The organism is Geotalea uraniireducens Rf4, assembly GCF_000016745.1.
Classification (GTDB): Bacteria; Desulfobacterota; Desulfuromonadia; order Geobacterales; family Geobacteraceae; genus Geotalea; species Geotalea uraniireducens.
The window spans coordinates 4,627,369-4,650,797 of the sequence record NC_009483.1 but is presented as its reverse complement, the minus strand read 5'-3'; the positions used below and the strand labels follow the sequence as shown (position 1 = coordinate 4,650,797).

At 52.4% G+C, this 23,429-nt stretch carries 16 protein-coding genes, 1 tRNA gene and 1 other RNA gene; 17 read left to right on the top strand and 1 reads right to left on the bottom strand.

What is annotated here, in order from left to right; translation table 11 throughout:
• Positions 1-189: 189 nt before the first annotated feature.
• The 4 genes from GURA_RS20330 (at position 190) to GURA_RS20315 (ending at position 3,600) form a co-directional block, all read left to right on the top strand.
• The gene (locus GURA_RS20330; RefSeq protein ID WP_011940778.1) at positions 190-987 is read left to right on the top strand and encodes a c(7)-type cytochrome triheme domain-containing protein; all 798 of its coding nucleotides are present in this window, start codon (positions 190-192) and stop codon (positions 985-987) included.
• Complete coding sequence (locus tag GURA_RS20325) at positions 966-1,736, top strand: c(7)-type cytochrome triheme domain-containing protein (RefSeq protein WP_011940777.1); 771 nt, start codon at positions 966-968, stop codon at positions 1,734-1,736. The genes GURA_RS20330 and GURA_RS20325 overlap by 22 nt, the downstream gene beginning before the upstream one ends.
• 2 nt (positions 1,737-1,738) lie before the next feature.
• Positions 1,739-2,071 (top strand): hypothetical protein, encoded by a 333-nt coding sequence (locus tag GURA_RS20320; protein ID WP_011940776.1) that lies wholly within the window; start codon positions 1,739-1,741, stop codon positions 2,069-2,071.
• A 401-nt stretch (positions 2,072-2,472) separates the two neighbouring features.
• Entirely contained in the window at positions 2,473-3,600 is a 1,128-nt protein-coding gene (locus tag GURA_RS20315) for a THUMP domain-containing class I SAM-dependent RNA methyltransferase (RefSeq protein ID WP_011940775.1), read from the top strand.
• 22 nt (positions 3,601-3,622) lie between these two features.
• Here GURA_RS20315 and GURA_RS20310 read toward each other — a convergent pair whose 3' ends face one another.
• On the bottom strand, positions 3,623-4,048 hold the full coding sequence (locus tag GURA_RS20310) for a macro domain-containing protein (protein ID WP_011940774.1): 426 nt from the start codon (positions 4,046-4,048) through the stop codon (positions 3,623-3,625).
• A gap of 568 nt (positions 4,049-4,616) precedes the next feature.
• On the opposite strand from GURA_RS20310, the gene GURA_RS20305 reads away from it, so the two are divergent.
• From GURA_RS20305 to rsmH, 13 genes are all read left to right on the top strand, one after another.
• Positions 4,617-7,784, top strand: coding sequence for a transglutaminase-like domain-containing protein (locus GURA_RS20305; protein ID WP_011940773.1), 3,168 nt, complete (start codon positions 4,617-4,619; stop codon positions 7,782-7,784).
• Positions 7,785-7,814: 30 nt separating this feature from the next.
• Positions 7,815-8,924 carry a hypothetical protein gene (locus GURA_RS20300; protein ID WP_049819013.1) on the top strand — a complete coding sequence of 370 codons (1,110 nt, stop codon included), beginning with the start codon at positions 7,815-7,817 and terminating at the stop codon, positions 8,922-8,924.
• A gap of 34 nt (positions 8,925-8,958) precedes the next feature.
• On the top strand, positions 8,959-9,504 hold the full coding sequence (locus GURA_RS20295; protein ID WP_011940771.1) for a M23 family metallopeptidase: 546 nt from the start codon (positions 8,959-8,961) through the stop codon (positions 9,502-9,504).
• A gap of 345 nt (positions 9,505-9,849) precedes the next feature.
• On the top strand, positions 9,850-17,163 hold the full coding sequence (locus GURA_RS20290) for a CARDB domain-containing protein (protein ID WP_041245589.1): 7,314 nt from the start codon (positions 9,850-9,852) through the stop codon (positions 17,161-17,163).
• A 128-nt stretch (positions 17,164-17,291) separates the two neighbouring features.
• Positions 17,292-17,368: transfer RNA gene (locus GURA_RS20285), tRNA-Ile, on the top strand.
• A gap of 120 nt (positions 17,369-17,488) precedes the next feature.
• Positions 17,489-18,607 (top strand): Nif3-like dinuclear metal center hexameric protein, encoded by a 1,119-nt coding sequence (locus GURA_RS20280; RefSeq protein WP_011940769.1) that lies wholly within the window; start codon positions 17,489-17,491, stop codon positions 18,605-18,607.
• A 48-nt stretch (positions 18,608-18,655) separates the two neighbouring features.
• A complete protein-coding gene (locus GURA_RS20275) occupies positions 18,656-19,372 on the top strand; it encodes a zinc ribbon domain-containing protein (RefSeq protein ID WP_011940768.1) in 717 nt (238 codons plus the stop codon).
• Positions 19,373-19,401: 29 nt separating this feature from the next.
• Positions 19,402-19,776: RNase P RNA component class A (rnpB, locus tag GURA_RS23130), an RNA gene on the top strand.
• 231 nt (positions 19,777-20,007) lie between these two features.
• The gene (locus GURA_RS20270) at positions 20,008-20,718 is read left to right on the top strand and encodes a response regulator (protein ID WP_011940767.1); all 711 of its coding nucleotides are present in this window, start codon (positions 20,008-20,010) and stop codon (positions 20,716-20,718) included.
• A 22-nt stretch (positions 20,719-20,740) separates the two neighbouring features.
• Positions 20,741-21,319, top strand: coding sequence for a hypothetical protein (locus tag GURA_RS20265; protein ID WP_049818964.1), 579 nt, complete (start codon positions 20,741-20,743; stop codon positions 21,317-21,319).
• Between the two features lie 48 nt (positions 21,320-21,367).
• Positions 21,368-21,703: a hypothetical protein gene (locus GURA_RS20260; RefSeq protein ID WP_011940765.1), complete on the top strand. Its 336-nt coding sequence runs from the start codon at positions 21,368-21,370 to the stop codon at positions 21,701-21,703.
• 294 nt (positions 21,704-21,997) lie between these two features.
• Positions 21,998-22,480: a division/cell wall cluster transcriptional repressor MraZ gene (gene mraZ / locus GURA_RS20255; protein ID WP_011940764.1), complete on the top strand. Its 483-nt coding sequence runs from the start codon at positions 21,998-22,000 to the stop codon at positions 22,478-22,480.
• Complete coding sequence (gene rsmH / locus GURA_RS20250; protein ID WP_041245588.1) at positions 22,481-23,419, top strand: 16S rRNA (cytosine(1402)-N(4))-methyltransferase RsmH; 939 nt, start codon at positions 22,481-22,483, stop codon at positions 23,417-23,419.
• Positions 23,420-23,429 lie beyond the last annotated feature (10 nt).

Genomic DNA, 23,429 nt, shown 5'->3' with positions numbered 1-23,429 from the left:
CAAGCGGGAAAGTTGAAAATCTGTCAGATCAATAGAAATAGTTCACATAAATAATAAAAAAGGACGTGTCTCGGCTGTCACATTACGGGTGATTATTTAAAAAATATTATTATACCGTTGACATGGTACGGCTACTTGATTATTATTTTAATCCACTTATATAAATATCAGAACATAGGGGGGCGGAATATGAAGAAGATGTTCTTTGTGATAGTTCTCTTTGCCGGTATGGCGGGGGTAACTTTCGCTCAAGTAGGCGTTAAGAAGAAGAGAGTGCCTCCCTATGAGTTCGGTAAAGTCACCATTAACAACTACTCGGAAAAGGTGGGACTCAAGCCTGTTCAGTTTGATCACTGGGTGCACCGGAGTAAATACACATGCAGGCTTTGCCATATGGATATCGGTTTTTCCATGAAGGCCGGCGAAACCCAATTGAAGGCCGCGGACAATATGCGCGGCTACTTCTGCGGCACCTGCCATAACGGTAAAATGGTCTATGGCGACAGGGTGGTGTTTAAGGCATGTTCAAAGGAGTTTACCAAGGAAGAGGTGAAGCGCTGTGAACGGTGCCATCTCTCCGCCCCCAACCCCAAGAAAGAAGCAGAATTTGAGAAGTTTGCGGAAAAAATGCCTAAAGAACGTTATGGCAACGGCATAAACTGGGAGCAGGCGGAAGTGCTGGGGCTGATCAAGCCGATTGATTTCATCGAGGGGGTCTCCATCAAAAAAGCGCCCCTGGCCACGCAAAAGGATTTTGCCCTTACCTCGAAAATCGAAGGAATCCCCGATATAATCTTCTCACATAAGAAGCACACTATCTGGAACGGCTGTGAAGTCTGCCATCCGGAAATTTTTATCGGCATGAAGAAGGGCGCCGATAAATACACCATGGTAGATTTATTCCAGGGGAAATACTGCGGCGTCTGCCACGATACGGTAGCGTTCCCCCAGACGGATTGTCAACGATGCCATACAAAACCGGTTTGAGACTGACAATTGTCATAATGATGTGGGGCTTGCTGTTCTGCTTGTCGTCGGCGTCGGCGTCCGAGTTTTTCGATCTTCCGCCGCTTCCCCCTGCTGAAGAATACGGCAATATTCTCATCAACCGCACTTCCACCAAGAACGGCGTCAAACCGGCCACGTTTTCCCATTGGCAGCACAGGATCAAGTATACCTGCCGCGTCTGCCACTCGGAACTCGAGTTCAACATGAAGGTCAACACGACCGAGATAACCGAGTTTGCCAACAGGAAAGGAAAATATTGCGGCGCCTGTCATAACGGCAAAACGGCTTTCAGGCATAACGGTAACTGCGACAAGTGCCATAATGGCGATATTACCTATGGCAAGCAGAAGTTCGATATATTTTCGAAATTACCGTTTGCCAGAACCTCCTATGGTGATGGCATCAACTGGGTTGAATCGCTGAAGCTGGGGGTAATTTCTCCTGCCCATTATGTTAAAACAAAATCCCAGGATCTCCCCTTTGACAAGATGCTGATACTGGACTCGGAAATGAATATCATTCCGCCGTCCATATTTCCACATAAAGCCCATACCGCCTGGCTTGATTGCGATAGTTGCCACCCGGATGTGTTCAATATCAAAAAGAAAACCACAAAATTCTTCTCCATGTCGTATATTTTAAAGGGTCAGTTCTGCGGAGTGTGCCATATAAACGTGGCGTTCCCCATGAACGACTGCAAAAGATGCCACCCGGGAATCAAGGAATAACTATGTTGACGAAAAAAAACATCGTGCGTTTATTCACCATCTCTTTGTTGTTATTGCTCCCCCCGGTCATGACTTTTTCGGGCTACAGCCTTGTTCAGCCGGTTTACGGCGAGGAAGGGTGGAAGGAAAAAATCATGGAGTTGTGTGCCAAGACGGACGTGGCGATGACCTTGACGACCGGCGAATTGAAAGAGCTGATTGCCGGGTGTGAAAAACTGAAACCGGTCATAGAATCCCTTGAGGAGACTCCCCGCAAGGTCTACCGCAAGCGCCTGCAAATGTGCCGGGACCTTTTTGCCTATGTCCTTGAGTCCAAGGAGAAGGCGGCAAAATAGAATATCAACAACGAATCGCAACCCAATAGCTCAGAGAGGGGGATAATTCCATTATCTCCCTTTCTTTATGTCAGCCCGTAGTGTATCTTACCCAATAAACCTAACCCCGATGAACGGGATAAGTCCCTTCACGAAAAATTCTTCGCAAAAAACATGCAAATAATTTTTCTAAGGGACTAAAAACGGCAGTTGGACACGGATTAACACGGATCCTGACGGATTAACACTGATAACCCAAGGACATATTCCGGTTTCAGACCATAATCCCTTTGGGTCTTTGTTCTCGATCTTCTGAATCCGTGAAAATCCGTACAGATCAGATTTGATCCGTGTTCAATGTTTTTTCCAGGATAACTGCCGTTTTTAAGATAAATGAAGACGTAGAGGAGAGATTGACGAATATGAAACTGTTCTTTTTTGCCACCACCGCCAAGGGGGTAGAGGATGTCCTGGCGGAAGAGCTGCGGGCACTGGGGATAGAAGAGCTATCTGTAGAAAGCGGTGGAGTCCGGTTTAACGGGGATCTGGCGACGTGTTACCGGACAAATCTTCGGCTGCGCACCGCAAGTCGAATCCTGATGACACTTGCGGAATTTCCTTGCGATACGCCGCAGAGCCTTTATGACGGCGTGCGCGCCATACATTGGAATGATTTTCTCACCCCGGATATGACCCTGGCCGTCGATTGCAATCTGCGCGATTCAGCCATGACTCACTCTGGTTTTGTTGCGCTCAAGACCAAAGATGCCATTGTGGACGAAATACGCGACCGCTGTGGCAGCCGGCCCGATGTTGATACCAGAGATCCCGATCTGCGGGTTAATGTTCACCTGTTCCGAAATCGGTGCACGGTAAGCCTGGATACTTCCGGAACACCCCTGGACAGGCGCGGTTACCGTTTGGACAGGAATGTGGCGCCTTTGAGGGAGACCCTGGCAGCGGCGCTCCTTGATTTAAGCGGTTGGGACGCCTCTGTGCCGCTGGTTGACCCAATGTGCGGTTCCGGGACCATACCGATTGAAGCTGCTCTTAAGGCAAGTCGCTGCGCTCCCGGTCTTCTGCGGCAAGAGTTCGGTTTTCAGCGCTGGCCCGGTTTTGATCGCAACAAGTGGAAAGAATTGGTTCGGGCGGCACGAGAAGAGGTCCATGAAACCATTTCGGTGCCGATTATCGGCCATGACATTTCTGCAAAGGCCGTCGAGATTGCGCGCAGTAACAGTATGCGGGCCGATGTGGGGGATATGGTGCAGTTTTCCCAGGGGGATATACGCAACCTTGCCCCTCCGCCTGCACCGGGCGTAATCCTCTTCAATCCGCCCTATGGGCAGCGGCTCGGCGAGGAGGAGGAGCTGAAAGTGCTGTACAAGGAGATCGGCGATGTCATGAAGCAGCGCTGCAAGGGGTACACCGCTTTCCTCTTTACGGGAAATCTGGAACTGGCCAAATACGTCGGCTTGAAGGCCACCCGGCGGATTGTTCTCTTCAACGGCCCGATTGAATGCCGCTTGCTGAAATACGACCTCTATTAAACAGTTCCCAGGGGGGGGAATGTTACTGGGAGATGATGACGAAACGGTCGTCGAGGCAACTCTCCAGAACCGGTTTCACTTCGCGCCAGTCAAGGCCGCCGCCACCGCATCCGGGCCTCGGTACGATCACCAGGCGCCACCCTTCTTTGTCGGCAAGTGTTGCCAACTCCCCGGCTGAACGTTTGATCAGGCGCAGGTCGGGCGTTTCATAGGGGGTATGCTCGACAGGAAAGCTGACAATCCCATTGCCCAGATAAAAAACGTGGTTTCCTTGCGCATTGATCAAGGAGCCGAGCCGTGCCGGCAGGTCGGGGAAGCGTTCCATTGCCTGTCTGGCGCACCCCCGGCCGAAAACAGCAAGCCCGGTTTTCCCCACCAGGCCGTTGGTGGTTATGGCGATGATGGCCTTATCCTGATAATCCCAGATGTTGCCGATAATTTCTTTCATTGCATGACTTTCTTCGTGATGGATGTTGTGCTGTCCGGTGTACGGGGTACATCCGGCGGCAATGAGTATAACATTACATGCAGCCGGTTGTCATGATTCCTTGGACGCGTGTACCTCTTTATTACTCCTACCTTCGCTGTAACTCTCCTTACGTTTAAACCTAGAAAAAGCATTTGAACCGCAAAGGCGCTAAGAACGCGAAGTAAAATCAATCATTTATCTAACGGAAACCTTTCACCCGATTGATTTGGATCTTTATCCCCATAAGTATTTGAATTTCTTTGCGCCCTTTGCGCCTTTGCGGTAAACAACTGCCGTTTTTAGGTTAAATAATCAAATTTAAAAGAGCTGCTCAAAACTCAACGGCTTATATCCTTCCGCGGATTTGCACCTAATTAAAAAAATATATTCTTAATGCACTTGAATACTATGAAGCATTCCCATATATTGCGAAATAATTAGTAAAAACAGGGGGATAAAGTGTAAAAAATTTTTACACTTGTAAAAATTTTTTACACTTTCGCGTCGTTTTTTCATTTTATTTTATTAGATTGCTTCGGGAGGATAGATGTTCCGCAAATATTCGAGGACGATAGCAGCTGTTATATTGTGCTTTTTCACCTGGACTTCGGGTGGGGTGTTCAGCATCGCCAATGCGGCGCAGGTTGAGGCCAGGAAGGCAAAGACGCAACGTCAGGAGAAAAAGCCGGAAGGGGCGGAGGAGAAATTTTCTAAAGTTACCGGGGAGATGGAGGCGATACTTGCCGACCCGAAGGAGGACATTGAAGCAAAGAAAGGTCGCCTGCGGCTCAAAAAGGCGGAGGTGGACGCACTCGACACGGATATCCGCAAGCAGTTCGCCGAGACGGAGAAGCGGCTTAAGGATGCCAAGTTACCGGCCGAGATTCTGGAGCGCCATCGCCGGTTCGTCAAGCACTATGACGACAATCTGGCTGAGTTGAAGGGGAATATCGAGCGGGTTGAGAAGGCCAAAGATAAGAAAGAAGCAGAGGCTGAGATCGAGAAGACCCGGAAACACCTGGAAAAGGTGAAGGCTCCGACACGACATCAGCCCCTTGATCCGAACAACCTTCCCCACCGGCAGCCGAAGGTGATAAAGCGGGAGCCGCGGCTGAAGAAGGAGGAGTTTGAGCGGGATTTAAAGAAGGACAAGAACGCATGGAGAAATGAAAAGCGGATCATGGTCGCCTCGGCGGGGTCTTTGGCCGGGTTGCTTACCTCCAGCATGGTCAATGCCGTTACCCCACCCACTGCCGCTGATCTGGCGGAGACTGTTGACGTCCAGTTGACTCCTGAGATCAGGGCCAAGGCTCTGGAGTTGGGGAACAACCCGGTTAAGATTTACGAGTGGGTGCGGAACAACGCTGAATATGAACCGTATTATGGTTCCCTAAAAGGGGCGCAGCAGACGCTGATGGAAAAATCCGGGAATAACTACGACCAGGCCAGCTTGTTGATTGCTCTGTTAAGAGCGGCAAATATCCCAGCCAAATATGTTACAGGAACCATTGAAATACCAATCGAGAGGGTAATGTCATGGATTGGAGTCAAGGACCCAACTACGGCGGCAAATATACTGGCAACAGGGGGGATACCTGCAAAAGCAGGCGTGAGCGGTGGAAAAATTTCAACGATCCGTCTGGAGCATGTCTGGGTGGAGGCGTATGTCAACATGTACCCATCCTTTGGCGCCAAGAATGGCCCTGGTAACGCCTGGACACCCATTGACCCGAGCTTCAAGGAGCATGAACTCAATACCTCCGTGGATATGTCAAAGATTGTTAAGTTCAATGAGTCCGACTATCTGCGGGCTCAGAGCAAATTGCCCCCTTCACTTACCTACCTGTTCGCCTTGGAAGACTACCATACTGCCAACTACCAGGGTGGCATGTATGAGATGTTTTACCTGAAAAAGATCAAAGAGCACGAATTCGGCGTCTTTCTTGGGACGCTGCCGTACAAAACGGTCGTTGTCGGCAGCAAGTTCGCAAGTATCGATACATTACTGCGACACAAGATTTCAATAGGACTGCGCGATCCCACAACAGATGATGCAACAGCCATAACGAAAGACGTCTGTGAGCTGACCGGAAAGCAAATCACCGTATCCTACACTCCCGCCACAGATCAAGACAGCGCGGTAATGACCAACTATGGAGGATTGCTGAAGACACCGGCCTATCTGATAAAAGTCAAGGCGCGGGTGAAAGTTGACGATACGGTTGTCCTGGAAGGGCCGCCGATAGGCATGGGAGAATCGTTGAAGCTTAACCTACAGTTTTCCACGCCCGGCAGTTTCGGCGACTCCATCGAAACCGAAATGGCAGCTGGCCTCTATTACAACATCGGGCTTTCCGCCCTGAATGTCGCAAGCAAACAGGCACTGGGGGGACTAGACAACTCGGAAAACCTCGTCGGCACCTTCTACGATTCAATCAACAGCGGGGACAATCAGGTCGGCAAGGTACTGCACAACATCGGCCTGCAATACTTCACCCACACGAATAATGCCTCAAAGGTGCTCGAAGGTGTGATGCACATTTATAACACGAGAGCGGTAAATGCCGGGTTCGTCTCAGTATCGGCGAAGTACCGGGAGTTTTTCGGGCTCATGGTATCGCCCCCCATCATTTCGGGGCTGGTTATCGACATCCCGAGATACATTCAATCTCCATTTTCCATCATCGGCGACAAGGAGCAAGAAAAGGCGTTCACCAAAATCCAAGGCCTCAATTCATCGTACTTTGAGCATGCTATTTGGGAAAGCTTTTCCGGGATTGATTCAGTATCTACGGTAAAACTACTTCAGCTGGCAAACGAGGCGGGGCAGACGATTTACACGATCAATAGCGCAAATGTAAGTCAAACCCTGCCGCTGCTGAACCAGACGCAACAGGTAAAAGATGACATTCAAAATGCTGTTGCTGCAGGTAAAGAGGTGACAATTCCTGGAAGCAAGATCACTCGCAATGAGTGGAGCGGTACAGGATTCATAGTGAGGAACCCGGATACTGGCGAAGGCGCTTACATGATTTCGAATGGGCTGGCAGGAGGAGGAAGTACCAGTTCACCTTCATCAATATCACTGTTGGGGAGGCTCCTTTCGCGTCAATATGCAGCTCTTGCACTAGGAAAACCAGCAAACCAGTTCGCCTTAAATAGGGGGATAGGGAGATGGATTGGAGCTGGATATGATGAGATTATGATTTTTGCCATCGGTGGTATGTTACTTTCTAAAGGATTTATACCAAGGCATGAGTATACTTTTTCTAAAGAAGAATTGTTAAGTCTTATCAACAGGCCAGATAATTGGATTGTATATTATAGCGGACATGGAAATACGAGCCCAGACTATGGGGATATGTTAATACCAGGTTATGATAAAGACGGTAAACCGGAGTATGTTTATTCTGGCGATATTACAAAAGCTAATGCACGTGTTGTTTTCCTTGACAGCTGCCGTTCTGGAGATCGGGGTAGTTTTATGAATTCATTTGGTGTCGATAATCTAGTATTCATGGGGTGGACTCACTCTGTAGAATATTTTGAATCGGGAGATTTTGCTTTTGATTGGTGGCGTAGCTTTATTTCAGGTAAATCCGCTGCGATATCAGCTGCAGGTATTGCTGATGGTAAATACGTAACTCCAAGTTCAGACGCTAATGAACCATATGTGGTTATAAAAGGTGGATCATTAACTTTGGATTCACTTTGATTGGATTGGATAATTATAATCGGAGGCAAGATGAAAAGAAAATTAGGATCAATAATCTCAATCTTAATCAGTTTATGCTCAATGTTTAACGTATCGGCGTGTACCAACGGTAATGAGTCACAATCCGCAATAACAAAAACTGAGCATACAATCATTTCTTCACATTTAGAGGATCAGATCAATTTAAGTAACAATTTGCTCTACTGCGCATCATTCCAGATGGCCTGGAATATTATGCGTGATCAAATCATTAAGGGCGATATCATTCTTGAGCCTGATACACCCCTTGCCAAGAATCTGAACCGGCAATTGCAGAGAAATAATGACATATCTTCTGGGTCATATGTAGCAGTAGCTGGTGAGTTGTCGAAAAACCTTGCCGCAAGAATTGAAAAAGAATTGCATGAAAAGTTCGGTGAGCAGGTTGCACACGAGTTCAATATCCCACAAGCTACGAGTAGCGCCAGGCAGCTTATCGCATATGCTTTCCTGTACAAAAATTTGGAGTTTCCGACTGAATTCGAAAGGCTGGATGATCCAATTGCATTTATTGCCAATGGACGCGAAGCACATGTAAAAGGGTTTGGAATACCATCATTTTCCTCATCTAATCGGCGTCACGAAAAACTATCCAACCAAGTTTCTATTTTCGATTACAGAAACGAAAACGACTTTATTCTTGTATTAACCAGTAAATCCAATGATGACCAGATAATTATGGCTAAAGTTCCGCCTAATAAAACCCTTTTACAAACATATACAACCGTGCTGCATAGAATGGGAGTTAACGCGTCTGAACTGCGAGAGAATGAACCCCTAAGAATTCCAAAGGTTGATTTTGATATCACCCACAGCTTTACTGAACTGGAGAACAAACGGATATTAAACAAAGGTTGGGAAGGGTGGTTCATAGCAAAGGCGACCCATGATATCAAATTCAAATTGGATGAGAAGGGGGCCGTACTTAAATCTAGGGGATTCCTCAACATGATGAAAGAAGAGGTCCCACCACCAAGTGTGGAAAAGCCAAGGAAATTTGTTTTCGACAAACCATTCCTGATTTGTCTCAAACAAAAGAATGGGGATTATCCTTACTTTGCTCTGTGGTTAAGTAACCCTGAGTTGTTTCTGAAGAAATAATAATTTCAACAGCCGTTAGCGAGCCAAATTCAATATGAAATTTCCTTTGAAAAAATTTGTATTTGTTGCCGCCATTCTGGCGAGCATCGTTTTGTGCGGTGGCCTATTCTTGCCTGAAGAATTAATAATTCCAGTCAAGGGCGCAACCAGAGCAGATTGGAACTCAAAATCCTTCTGGTTCAGCCCGTGGGGCAAATCTGGCGTTCACAAAGGGATCGATATTTTTGCTAAAGAAGGAACTCCTGTTATTGCCGCTTGTTCTGGCCTTGTTGTATCTGCTGAATCCAATAAAGATGGGGGCAACGTCATCTCTGTCCTTGGGCCAAAATGGCGGGTTCACTACTATGCTCACCTAAAAACTCTAAAAGTCGGTAGTGGTGAATTTGTCCAACAAGGCTCAGAAATAGGGACAGTCGGCGCTACTGGCAATGCAGTTGGAAAAGCTCCACATCTGCATTACGCCATAATTACGCAAATTCCTTATGTATGGGAATATAAATCAGAAAAATATGGTTTCGAGAGGATGTTTTTCCTCAATCCGCATGAAAAATTAATTCAGAAAACTGGTAGAAAAAATTAGTCCAACTTATAGGATGGCTTCGTTTGTTGTTGATTACCATTCAATGAAAAAATTCAGATTCGGAGAGGGCATATGATAAGGAAAATATTCGGTGGTCTCCTCTTGATACTGTCGCTTTGGCCCGTAACATCTCACGCACAAAGTGCGGCAATATTGAACGGGTTGAATTGGCTTAAGGCAATTCAGGCGACAGATGGGAGTTGGAGTAATTCACCGTCTTCATCGACCGATTATTATACTACGGCCGCAGTTTTGGAGTCATTTGCGGTTTTGAGCGATGCGTCATTCTCATATACAAATGGCCTTAACTGGCTGAGTAATGAGAAAGCTGAAAGCACAACATATTTGGCTCCTAAGGTCAAGATAGTCACGGCTTCAGGGGGAGACGCCACTACCGACGTCAATACTCTTCTTTCTTATAGAAACTCTGGAACTGGCTGGGGAGGGTATCTGAACCAAGCTAACAGTAACTTTCATACCGCCCTTGCCCTCCAAGCCCTGAAAGCCGCCAACTACACCGACCAGAGCGTCATCTATCCCGCCCTCAGCTACCTCCTCTCCACCCAAAACCCCGACGGCGGCTGGGGGTTCTATCAGGGAGACGACAGCAACATTTACGTAACGGCGCAGGTGCTTTCCACCCTGGCCCGGTTTAGAACCGTCTATATCGTCGAGCCGCAACTCGCGAGCGCCGCCTCATTCCTCCTTTCCAGTCAGAACCCCGACGGCGGCTTCGGTGTGGGTTCATCCATCGTCTACGAAACCGCCCTGGCCTTCATCGCCCTCATCGAAAGCGGGCAGGGGCAAGCCCAGCCCCTACAGAATGCCGGCAACTACCTCACCGCCACCCAATCTGCCAACGGCTCCTGGAACGACGACCCGTATTCCACAGCCCTGGCACTGCGGGCGCTCTCCTACGTCAAACCCGACCTGGCCATTGCGACTGCCAATATCGCCGTATCTCCAAACAGCCCCACCGTCGGCGACAGCCTCACCGTTACTGCCATCGTCGCAAACATCGGTCTGGAAGCGGCAACCGGCGTTGTTGTCCGGCTCCTCGACAACGGCGCTTCTATCGGCGAGCAGACCATTCCGACCATCAATCCAGGCGCAACCGTCCCGGCCACCTTCGCCATTGCCCCCCTCGCTGCGGTCGGCGAGCATGTCCTGACCGTCGCCATCGATCCGGCCAATACCATCAACGAAGTGAGCAAGACAAACAACAGCGCCAACGTTCGCCTCTGGGCCAAGGCTCCGGCCGACCTGGTCGTCACCCCCGACTTTCTCACCGTGACCCCCGCCTATCTCAAACCGGGGGAGAGCGTCACCCTTGCCTTCGCGGTCGCCAACATGGGTGAGAGCGCAGCCGGGAGCTTTAGCGCCATCCTCTACGACGGCGACCCGAACGCGGGCGGCATCCAGCTCGGCACCGTCACCATGGCCGGCATCGCAGCAGGCGCTTGGGGAGAGGGGAGCTTCACCTTCACCCCGGCCACCGCCGGCGTCCACACCCTCACCCTGGTTGCCGACCCGCAGCATGCCATCACCGAGCTTTCCACGGCAAATAACACCGCCCGGAAGGACATCACCGTCAATACCACCAGCGGCGCAGGCTTCATCGACCTGGCCATCCCGATGAATGGCATCCGGCTCGACCCCGCCCGCCCGGCAAGCGGCGCCACCGTCACCGTCACCATTGCCGCCGTCAACAACGGCACCGAAGCCGCCACCGCTGACCTGGAGCTCTTCGACAGCGACCCGGCCGCAGGCGGCACACTACTACAGAAAGCCACCGTCACCCTCAATGCCGGCGAGACGAGAAGCGTAGCCGTCCCGTGGCAGGTTCCCCCCGGCATACGCACGCTGCGCGCCTACATCGACCGGCTAAACGCCGGCGCCGAGCGGGACGAAACCAACAACAGCCAGATCCTCCCGGTCATGGCCGACATGGTGGACATCGAAGTCTCCGCCTCCGACATCGCCATCGCCCCCGAGCACCCCATGGACGGCGACCCCGTAACCGTAAAGGTGACCGTGCAGAACCGGGGGATAAAGGCAACCGGCCCCTTCAACGTCAACCTCTACAACGGCGACCCAAACAGCGGCGGAACCCTCCTCCAGACCTTAGCCATAGCCGACCTTCCCGGTGACGGCACCGTAGACCTGACTTATCCGTTCACCGCAGCCAGAGGCACCTACCGCTTCTACGCCGTCTGCGACCCGGACAACAAGGTCGCGGAGCTGTACGAAGACAACAACACCGCCATCCGCTCCCTCTTGGTGAAGAGTTCCGCTGAAGCCAAAGGACCGGACCTGGTTCCCCTGGAGTTCGACCTCTCCGCCACGACCACCGACCCGCAGAGCCTGCGCATATCCGGCATGGCGAAGGTCAAGTTCCAGAACAAAGGAGACGACAAGGTCGCCACACCATTCCGCATCACCGTCTTCGAGGACAAGGACAACGACGGCGTCTACACCGAAGGAACAGACCAGGCGCTCGGCTCCTGGGACTACGCCACCCCCATGAATCCCAACATGGTCGGAGTCGTGTCGATCAACCTCTCGGGAACCGTGACCTTCAGGGATGCCCCCATTTACGCCTTGGTGGACAGCGGCCAGGCGGTGTTCGAGCAGAACGAGATCAATAATACTATACGGCGGGGGGCGGCTTGCGCGGCGCGGCCGGCAAACCCAATCGAGCCGGTGGTGAAGTGGCAGTGGCCACGCACACCTGACCCAACTTTGGGCCGGATACTCTCCACGCCGGTGGTGATAAGCCTCACCGACGATAACGGCGACGACAAAATCGACAATTACGACAAACCGGCAATCCTGGTAAACGCATTTGCTGGCAACTACCAGACCTTGGAAGGAAAGCTTTGGGCCTTCAAGGGGGATACGGGGGATGTGAGCTTCACGAGATTTGTCACCGGTCAGGCTCCGTATGAGGGGGGATATCCGATAGTAGGCGATATCGATGGAGATGGCAAGCCTGAGATAGTAATAAAAAGAAGATTCGGTGTGGGATTGCTAGCTCTTGCCCATGACGGCACCCTCAAGTGGGATAACAGTGCCCAGGTAACAGCGTGGCGGCTGGCTAACCCAGGTTACAGTACCACCATGGAAGAAGGTAACATTCCGGTGCTAGCCGATTTGGATGGCGATGGCCATTCAGAAATCATCTACGGTCCAACGATTTTCAACTGGGATGGATCCGTTCGTTGCGCGCCGGATTATCGGTTGAGAGGCGGTGCGGGAATGTCGAATGGCTTCGGCTATTCAGTATCAGTGGCGGACCTGGATATGGACGGAAAGCAGGAGATCATTGCTGGTTACACTGCCTATAACAACGATTGCACCATTAAATGGATTAATAGCTCTCTGACAGATGGGTTTACAGCAGTTGGAAACTTCGACAATGATCCGTATCCGGAAGTGGTGCTGCTTACCAATCTTAATCCACCCCCATTCGCTGGGGGGGTGGGAGGGAGAGTGTACTTACTCGATCATACCGGTCAAGTCAAATGGGGGCCGGTCTTTTTGAAAAATCTGGAGCCGACTGCCAAATACGATATGACTGGCGGCCATACGGTCATTGCCGACTTTGATGGTGATGGCAAGCCTGAGATCGGCATACGAGGAGAAAGCAAATATTTAATCCTTGATTCAGAAGGACGTCTCAAAATGACACTTGCCATTCCTAATTCCGGTTGGCAAATGGATGTCCCTGCTCCGTCTGTTTTTGATTTAAACGGCGACGGACGTCCAAAAGTCTTAATACACAGTGGCCCATATTTCAGGGTTTTTGAAGGGAAAGATGGGACGCTCCTTTTCGAGGAAAATATCGGACAGGTAGGGGATTACTCCAGTGTCGTTATAGCCGACGTCGATGGTGATGGCCATGCCGAGGCTGTTGTAACTGGGAACTATGGTTACGGCCCGACGTCTGGAAGCCTTCGCGTCTACGGAGCCAAGAACAACGACTGGGTCGGTACCCGCCGCATCTGGAACCAGCCATCCTACCACAGCACCAACATCAACGACGACGGCTCCATCCCGCAGTATGAGACCCCCAGCTGGCTCACCAACAACAACTACCGCTGCAACGTGCCGACCACGCCGTCAACCGGCAGTCCCTACCTGGCGGCAGACCTCTCCGCATCCTTCGTGCGCGTCGACATGGCCAACTATCCCAGTTCCGTCGCCATCACAACACGCATCGGCAACGGCGGCGCCAAAGCCGTCGATGCGGGAGTAAAAACCGCCTTCCACGACGGCGACCCGGCAACCGGCGGCACCCTCATCGGCACGGCAACCACCACCAGAACCCTCAACCCCGGCGACTACGAAGACGTAACCATCACCTGGAACGCCCCAGCAGAAGGGAACCACACCATCCAGGTAACTGCCGACGCCGACGGCGTAATCAGCGAATGCGACAAGACCAACAACATCGTAACCCTGCCGGTCTTCGTCACCACCGGCCGCCCGGATCTGGTCATCTCAGCCGAAGACATCGCCATCCCGGCATCCATTCCCGAAGGAACCCTCGCCGACATCGCGGTCACGGTCAGAAACAGCGGCACCCTTAATGCCAACAACATCCTGGTTAGAGTGTACGCCGGCAACCCGGCAACCGGCGGCAAACAGATCGGAGCCGACCAGGTCATCCCCACAATCGCCATCGGCGGCGCCGCAACCATCCATGCCGCCTGGAACACCCTTGCTGCACAAGGAACGACATATCTCTACGCAGTAGTCGACCCACTTAGCGCCATTGCCGAAATCAACAAAGCCAACAACACCGCTATCCGCGAAGTGCTCGTCACCCCGGCAGACAAGCCCGACCTGCAGGTGACCGCGGCAGACATCACCATCACCCCTGCCGCCCCCAACGAAGGGGACCAATTGACCATAGCCGCCAACATCCACAACCTGGGCCAGGCAGTAGGCAACATCAAACTAGCCCTCTACGACGGCAATCCCGCAGCCGGAGGCAAACGGACCGGTGAGACGGTCATCCCTCAGCTGATCCCCCAGGGGGGAAGCAGCCAGGCAGTCTTCACCCTCTCCACCATAGGACTATCCGGCAACCATACCTTCCATATCGTTGCAGACCCGGATAACACCATCACCGAAAGCAACGAAACCAACAATCAGGGCATGCGCGAAGTATTTATCCAGGCCGCAGGTCTGCGCCTCGATGCAATTACCGACAAGCAGGAATACACCGCCAACGAAGAAGTGCGCATAACCCTCTCCGCCAATGAATTGAACGGAACAGCCAGGAATCTCGGTTATGATGTGACCATAATAGCCGAAACCGGGACATCCGTAGCCACCGTCACAGCCGATACCCCCGTCTCACTTGCCGCAAAAGGGAATATAGCCCTGACAGCAGCCTGGAATACCGGCACCACCTTCAGCGGCAGCTACCTGGCCGTTGTCCGGCTGAAAGACGCAGGGAAGGACGTAGCCCAAGCCTCCGCCCCCTTCACCATCCTGCCGGTAAAAACCGCCACAGCCAATATCTCAGCCGACAAGCTCACCTACACCTCCAGCGAGAGCGCAGCCATAACCGCAGCCATAACCAGCACCAGCCCCAACTTCCCCTTTGCCGACTTGACCTTCCGACTGACCCTCGAAGACAGCAGCGGGACGACCGTCTTCACCGAGACGCGAACCATCGCCTCCCTCACCCCCGGCGGCCGTTTCGAAATGAAGAAATGGTGGAACTGCACCGGCAGTGCAAAGGGAACCTACCAGGCAAAAGTAGAGATCCTTGACGGAACAACCCTGCTCGCCTCGGCCAACACCACCTTCCAGATCGTCAGCTCAGCCACATCCGGGGCAGGCCTTTCCGGGACCGTTGCAGTCCAGCCAACTACAATTGAGGCAGGAACAACAGGAAACCTCACCTTCACCGTCACCAACCGGGGGAATGAAGATATCTCCGCCTATTCCCTGCGCATCCTCCTGACAGACCCCGACACCGGCGAGCTTCTCAAGACCATAGAAGCCCCGCAAACCGAACCATTGCCGATAAACGGCACAAAGACCGGAAATATCCCCTTCTCCACAAGCAATCTGCGGGTAAAGACCATCCTGGCAATCCTCCTCTACGACTACCAGGGGAACGTAAAGAGCCTCACCGGCGCCCCCTTCGAAGTGAAAGACACCACACCGCCTGTGCTCGTCATCTCCACGCTCAAAGACGGCGCATTCACCGCCGGTGAAACCCTCAACATAGCCGGCACCGCAAAAGACGAAGGAGGAATGCAGGAACTCCGGATCAACGACATCCCCGTCCCACTCAACGCCGACGGCAGTTTCAGCCATACGGTCATCCTGAAACCGGGGGGGAATCCGATCACAACCACAGCCCTCGACCGTTCCGGCAACAGGACCACCGATACCAGGACGATCAACCTCGATCAGAACGCGCCCGTCATCACCATCACCACCCCGCCCGACAACAGCGCAACAGCCGGTCCGGCAATCCAAGTGGCCGGAACAACCGATGAACCCGCCTCCATAGAAGTCAGAATCGGAGAACCCGTCCAATACTTCAACGGCACGAGCTTCTCGACAACCGTAGCGCTTGTGCCCGGTCTCAACACCATAGACATCAAAGCCACCGATCAGGCCGGAAACCCCGCCAACGACAAGCGTACCGTCATCTTCGACGACCAGAAACCGTCCCTGGCCATAACCGACCCAGGCCAGGACCTGCGCACCAATCAGGGCAGCATCACCGTCAAAGGAACAGTCACCGATGCCCTGACCCAACCGACCGTAACCATAACCATGGGCATGGACACCTTCACTCCGCAAGTAACGAACGGCGCCTTCGAGCAGGCCGTAAGCTTTGCCGAAGAAAAAACCTACGAAATCCAGGTTACGGCCAAAGACGCAGCAGGAAATGAAACAAGCGTGCAGCGCAACGTCATCCATGACATCACCAAACCGGTTCTGACCATCGACCCCGTAGCCACACCCACCGACCGGAAGAGTCAGGTGATAAGCGGAACAAGGGAAGAAGGCTGCACCGTAACCGTAACCAGCCCCACGGCAACCGTCGGCACGGTTGCCTATCCGACGGCAACCACCTGGCAAGCCGCCGTGTCCGCCCTTTCGGACGGAGCGAACATCATCAGCGCAGCAACCGTAGACCCAGCGGGAAACCAGTCAACCACAACCACTACCATCGTCGTGACAACCACCGCACCCGTCGTAACCGTCACCGCATCACCCGCCACCCTCTGGCCGCCCAATCACAAGCTCGTGCCGGTGACCGTCCGGGGGAACATCCTCACCACCGCAACCGACATGGAATCCGTGCTCATCTCCATCAGCGACGAATACGGCAAGTACAACTACAAGAACCTTCCAAGCGGCAGCACCGTCTACCTTGAGGCGTGGCGGAACGGAGACGACATGGACGGACGGGTGTACACGGTGACCGCAACCGCAACCGACAAGGCGGGAAACACGGCTACCGCGGTGACCAGCGTCGTGGTTCCACATGATATGGGGAAACAAGGATGCAGTGGGGAATCGGACGACGAAGATCGGGAACGGCATGAACGGAAGGATGGGCATCATCACCACAGTGACGATGATCGAGATGGAAGGCATGACCGCGATGACGACGACTGATGTGCTGCTAAGCCCCTGTCGTGCATGTTCACACGGGAGGGGCTTTCGTTGATCGAATGTCAATAAAAGAGTGGCAAAAAAAACTTGACACTCCATGCCGGTTATCATAGTATTATTATTCGCTTTGCGGGCCTATAGCTCAGTTGGCTAGAGCTACCGGCTCATAACCGGTCGGTCCCAGGTTCGAGTCCTGGTGGGCCCACCACCTAACTACATAGGATGATGTGGGGATGCCCTTAAAGCACCTGGTCAGAAGAAACAATACTCAACGAGTAGAGAAAAAGAGTGCACACCGAAAGGTTGCACTCTTTTTCTTTTATGTGCGATGAAAACTCCCAAGGTCTCAGACATAGTTGGAATCATTAATAAATTCGCTCCATTCGGCCATGCTGAAGAGTGGGACAATGTGGGGTTGCAGGTGGGAAATCCCGCTGCCGCGGCCGGGAAAATCATGGTGGCGCTCGATCCCTGTAAAGCTGCCGTTGAAGCTGCCGTTGCAGATAAATGCCAACTCCTGCTCACCCACCACCCTTTGATCTTCGCACCGCTCAAAAAAATTTCCGTCAACGACCCCACCGGCTATCTTGTTTCGTATGCACTGAAAAATGACCTGTCGGTTGTGTCCTTGCACACCAACTATGATGTGGCAGATGGCGGGTTGAACGATCTACTCGCTGAACGCCTGGGACTGGAGATGGGTGAGCCTCTCAGGGTTACCGGCTCGGAAGAGTTGGTCAAGCTGAGCGTGTTCGTTCCCAAAGGCCACGAGGAGCGAGTGCTGGAGGCGCTGTTCAGGTTCAGCGGCGTTATGGGCAATTACCGGGATTGTTCGTTTCAAACCGGCGGCACGGGAACTTTCACGCCGCTGGCAGGCGCCCAACCTTTTCTTGGAAAGGTCGGGGTTCGCGAGCATGTGGAAGAAACCCGCCTTGAGGTGCTTATTCCCAAGGAGAACTTGCCCGCAGCGCTTAACGCGTTGCTGTCCGCCCACCCCTACGAAGAGCCTGCCTACGATCTCTACCCCCTGTTGAACAAGGGGAATGTTCGGGGGCTGGGGAGGCTTTGCAGGCTTAAAGAAGAAACTACGCTGGGTGACCTGGTTGCATTGGTCAAGGAACGGCTTACCCTTGCCGGGGCCCGATTCGTCGGGGACAGTGGCAGCCGGGTGAAAAAGGTCGCCATCTGCGGCGGAAGCGGGGCTTCGTTGCTCAAAAACGCCTTCCGCCAGGGGGCTGATGTCCTGATAACGGGTGATGTAAAATATCACGATGCCCGGGATGCAGAGTCCCTCGGACTGGCCTTGATTGATGCCGGGCATTTTGCCACGGAAATACTCATGGTGGAGGGGGTGGCGGCCAAAGTTGCCCGTGAGTTGCTGGAAAAAGGATATGGTGCAGATGTTGTTGCTTACAAGGAAGAGAGAGAGCCTTTTAATTATGCGTAGGCGCTTCTTTTTTGCATAGAAAAACTAAAGGGAACGGGGGAGGCTGAATTGCGGAACAATTTGAAACTGCTGGGAGAGTTGCAAGAGATTGACCTGAAGATCGACTTGCTACATGGAGAGAAGGATACTTTGCTCGGGGAAATTGCCGCACTGGAGAATAGCGTGGTTGAGGCGCGCAATGTAATTGCTGAGAAGAGTGCCGAGGCTGTGTCATTGGAAGAGGCTAAGAAGGCCCTGGAGGAAAGTCTTGCTGTGGAAAGCGAGAATATTGTCAGGTCTGAAGCACGCTTGAAGGAAATCAAGACCCAGAAGGAATACCAGGCCGTTTCCAAAGAGATATCAAGTGCTAAAAAGCTGACCGTTGAGCTTGAAGAACAGATTTTGCAAAAGGTGGGACAGTTCGAAGAGCTGCAGAAGGTTATGGCGGAGAAGCAGGAAAACCTCAATGCGCTTGAAGTGAACATTGCGGCGCAACAGGGTGAATTGCAGACAAAGGTCGATAAGCTGGAAGCGGAAATCGCCGCGGGTGTTGTTGCTAAAGATGCAGCCGTAAAGGGACTTCCTGCTTCGATAATGAAACGCTATTACAAGCTGAGAGACCAGCGCAGGGGGCTGGCTGTTGTCGAAGCGAAGGATGGCAGTTGCCTCGGCTGTAACATGAATCTGCCGCCGCAACTCTACAATTCGCTCTTCCGCGGAGACGACGTGATAACCTGTCCCCACTGCCAGAGGATGTTGATCCTCCGCCAGGAAACGGAGAACTGAGAGAAGGATAAAGTTTTTATAGCTTGGCCGAAGTAGACCAGATGGCCGCCGCCCGCAAGGGGGGAGGAAAGTCCGGGCTCCATAGGGCATGGCGCTGGATAACATCCAGCGGGGGTGACCCCAGGGAAAGTGCCACAGAGAGAAGTCCGCCTGCCGGAGCTTTGCGAAGGCAGGTAAGGGTGAAAGGGTGAGGTAAGAGCTCACCGGGTCCGGCGGTGACGTCGGATGCCAGGTAAACCCCGCCAGGAGCAAGACCAAATAGGGAAGCGTTAAGGACGGCCCGTCCGTGCTTCCGGGTTGGTTGCTTGAGGCCGTCGGTAACGACGGTCCTAGATGAATGGCCATCGCCCGCGGTCGGGAAACTTGCAGCGGGAACAGGACCCGGCTTATGGGCTGCTTCGGCCAATTAATTAAAAGGTGTTTTCGAATCAAGCGCCTCTTAATAATTGTCTTCGGATAAATGAGATGTGAAAATGGTCATTCAGGCGCAGTTTGCCGGAATGACCTTTTTTGCATAGCAACAGGTGCAGCGCACGGGTAGTGTTTGCTAAAGCTCCGGGCATTCATGCCGATACATAAATAGACTCAATAAGGCATGGATGCGCCAAGATCGATTTGGTCGAAAGGACGTAATAATGGAGAAACGCAAAATTCTTCTCGTTGACGATGTGGCGTTGATACTGGAAATCGAGAAAAGTTTTCTCAGGAATTCGCCGGTTCGAATCTTCACCGCCCATAACGGAAAAGAAGCTCTGGAAATTGTAAAAAATGACCGACCAGACCTGATTTTCATGGATCTGAATATGCCTGAAATGGATGGCGCTGCATGTTGTGCCACTATCAAAACGGATGATCAATTGTGCTCCATACCTGTTGTAATGGTTACAACCGCCGGGAAGAACGAAGACCGTGAGTTATGCCGGCAGGCCGGCTGTGATGATTTTATAACCAAGCCCATTGATAGAAGAATTTTTCTGGAAAAGGGGCGAAAGTTTCTTCCGGATATCGACCGCCGCGAGCCGAGGGTCCCTTTTGACGCAAAGGTAAGCATCAGGGACGACGGGGATGTGCTCGCCGGCGTGATTGCCGACATAAGTGTCGGCGGGCTCTATGTGATCGCCGAGGGCGCGGTGGGTAAGGATGGTATGGTGTCCCTTTCGTTTCCATTGCCGCCGGACTCACCGGAACTGGTAGAAGTTCATGGACGGATAGCCTGGCAGAACAGCAAAAGTGAACGGAAAAAGCCGATGTTGCCGGTGGGCTTCGGTGTGGAGTTTACAGAGGTTGCAGAGAAGACCATCGAGGCGATTCAAAACTTTGTGGATTCTTTCAAGCCGCAGAAATAAAGCTGTTAGGGGATATTCATGTTTGCAGGTGTTGTTTGACTTTTCACGGCTTTTCATTTTACAATTCGCCACTATGGAGCCAACGGGCGTTGTAACGGATGATGAAGTATGGCGTTTAGGTGTCAAGGCTGTTGTCAATGAGTTCCGGATCCTGACGCATGATCAGTTGACCAGTCTCAAAGCCGGCGCCGAAGAGCTGATAGCCCTCAAAGCGGCAATGCAGGAAGTTGTGGAGAAGGTTAACTGTGCAGCAATCTGTGCCACCTGCGGGGGGGAGTGTTGTGTGCGGGGCAAATATCATTTCTCTGCCATTGATCTCGTTGTCTATCTGTTGACCGGCAAAAAACTTTTTGAACCGCGCTTTGCAAACGGCCGTTGTTCATATCTTGCGGAGGATGGCTGTCTGATGCCTCCTCAGTATCGGCCTTTCAATTGTGTGACGTTTGTCTGCGAGCAGATTGAGGTGCATTTGCCGACTTCCGACAAAGAGTTCTTCTATGCAGCGGAAGGCAAGCTGCGCCTTGTCTATAAGGAATTACAAGGGATGTTCACGGATTGCCGGATGCGTGGTTCCGTGATGAGTTATGTTCAGGCGAGCTGAGGCGACCACTGTCCGGGCGATAATCAATGCGGTAATTGGGGAGAGGCGATGACGACGATAAATGACTTGGTGCTTGTGCATATTGATAACAAGCCAGGTTTTTATGCTAGGATAGAAGATGTTTCCCCTGACGTCAAGGCGGGATGGTGGAAGGTGAAACTGCTGGTTCTGACCATTCCGGTGCAGATCTACACCTGGATTCTGGAGGAGAGCCAGATAAACGGCGCACCATTTACCATGGGCGGGACGCCTGTCCTCCTGGAAAAGATTGTTTCGCCCGAGCCGGTGGCGCAAGCGGCAAGTCCTGAGGCTAAAGAGGATGACAACGAAAAAAAAGGGGGGGCGAAGGTAGTTTCTCTCTTCGACAGAAAAAAGAAGGAATAGCGGGCATCAAATCGCCTGTTAATCCGTTTTCCTGTCGCCGCCCAGCTGATAATCCTCGGCATGATTGCATTTTGGCCAATTGAATACCCCAACTTCCTAGAATGACAATGTATTTATTCTCCTCCCCCGGAGTTTCCCTCCTTGATATCCTGCTTCGCATAACTCCTTAATAAAACGCAGAAAAATTCAACATTTTCACCTAATTTTGCCTTGACAACCCAATTGACCGCTAGTATAGTTTCTCCGTAAAGTGGTATAAAGTGGTAAAGTGTGGAAAGTAGTGCCAGGGTGACCATGTTTAGAGGGAAATTCGAGACAACTATCGACGTCAAGGGGCGAACGAGCTTGCCGGCCAAGTTCCGGGATGTGCTCTTTGAGACCTTTGGCGATGAGCGGTTTTTTATCACCAATTCCAATCCGGTGAGGCTTGGAGAGGGTGTGTACAGTTCGGGTCTCGTCGTTTATCCTTACAAGGAATGGCTCGCACTGGAGGAGAAGCTCATGGTCGGTACTGGATTGGGGCTTTCATCTGCCGAGCTTGCCGCCGTCAAGCGGCGGATCGTGGCGCCGGCCATCGAGTGTGTCGCCGACAAGCTCGGGCGTGTGCTTGTTCCGCCCCATCTCCGCAAGAGCGCCGTCCTGGAGCGGGAAATTCTCTTCGTCGGGATGCTGAACAAGGCGGAGATATGGAGCCAGGCGGAGTGGGAGAAGGTTTGCAGGCAGGACGAGCAGAACTTTCCCATTGATTCTCCGGTGCTGGCTGAGTTGGGCCTTTAGGTGTCGGATTTTCACCATATATCAGTCATGGCGGCGGAGGTTATCCAATATCTGGCGCCACGGGCCGGCGGTATCTATGTGGACGGCACTCTCGGCGGTGGGGGGCATGCCCGGCAGATTCTGGAGGCCTCGGCTCCCGACGGTCTGTTGATCGGATTCGACCGGGACCGGGAGGCAATAGCAATTGCGGCAGAACGGCTTGCACCTTACGGGGAGAGGGTGCGGCTGGTTCAGAGGAATTTTGCCTGCTTGGCAGAGACCCTGGATGAAATGGGTATAGATGCAATCGACGGGTTTCTCCTCGATGTGGGGGTTTCCTCCCATCAGTTGGATACAGCGGCGCGGGGGTTCAGTTTCCAGCACGATGCTCCCCTCGATATGCGAATGGACGTCAGTTCCGGCCAAAGTGCGTCGGATCTGGTGAATACTCTTTCCGAGGCAGATTTGGCCCGGATCATCTGGGACTACGGAGAAGAACGCTGGGCAAAAAGGATTGCCGCATTCATTGTCAAAAGACGGGAAGAGTCGCCCATTGAAACCACCATGCAACTGGTCGATGTGATAAAGGGGGCGGTTCCTCGCGGGGCATGGGATGTTCGGCTTCACCCGGCGACACGAACCTTCCAGGCGTTGCGCATAGCGGTTAATGATGAGTTGGCAAGTCTGGAAAAGGCGCTGGCCGCTGGTGTAAGGTTTCTGAAAAAGGGGGGGCGAGGGGTCGTCATATCGTTCCACTCCCTGGAAGACCGAATAGTCAAAACCAGTTTTCGTTCCTTTGCCCAAGGTTGTACCTGCCCAAAGAGCATCCCGCGCTGCGTGTGCGGCAAACTGCCTCTGGTCAAGGTAATAACCGGCAAGCCGGTAATGGCAAATGAGGCGGAGGTGTCGATGAACCCTCGCTCGCGCAGCGCCAGGCTGAGAGCTGCCGAAAAGATTTAGAATTATGGGG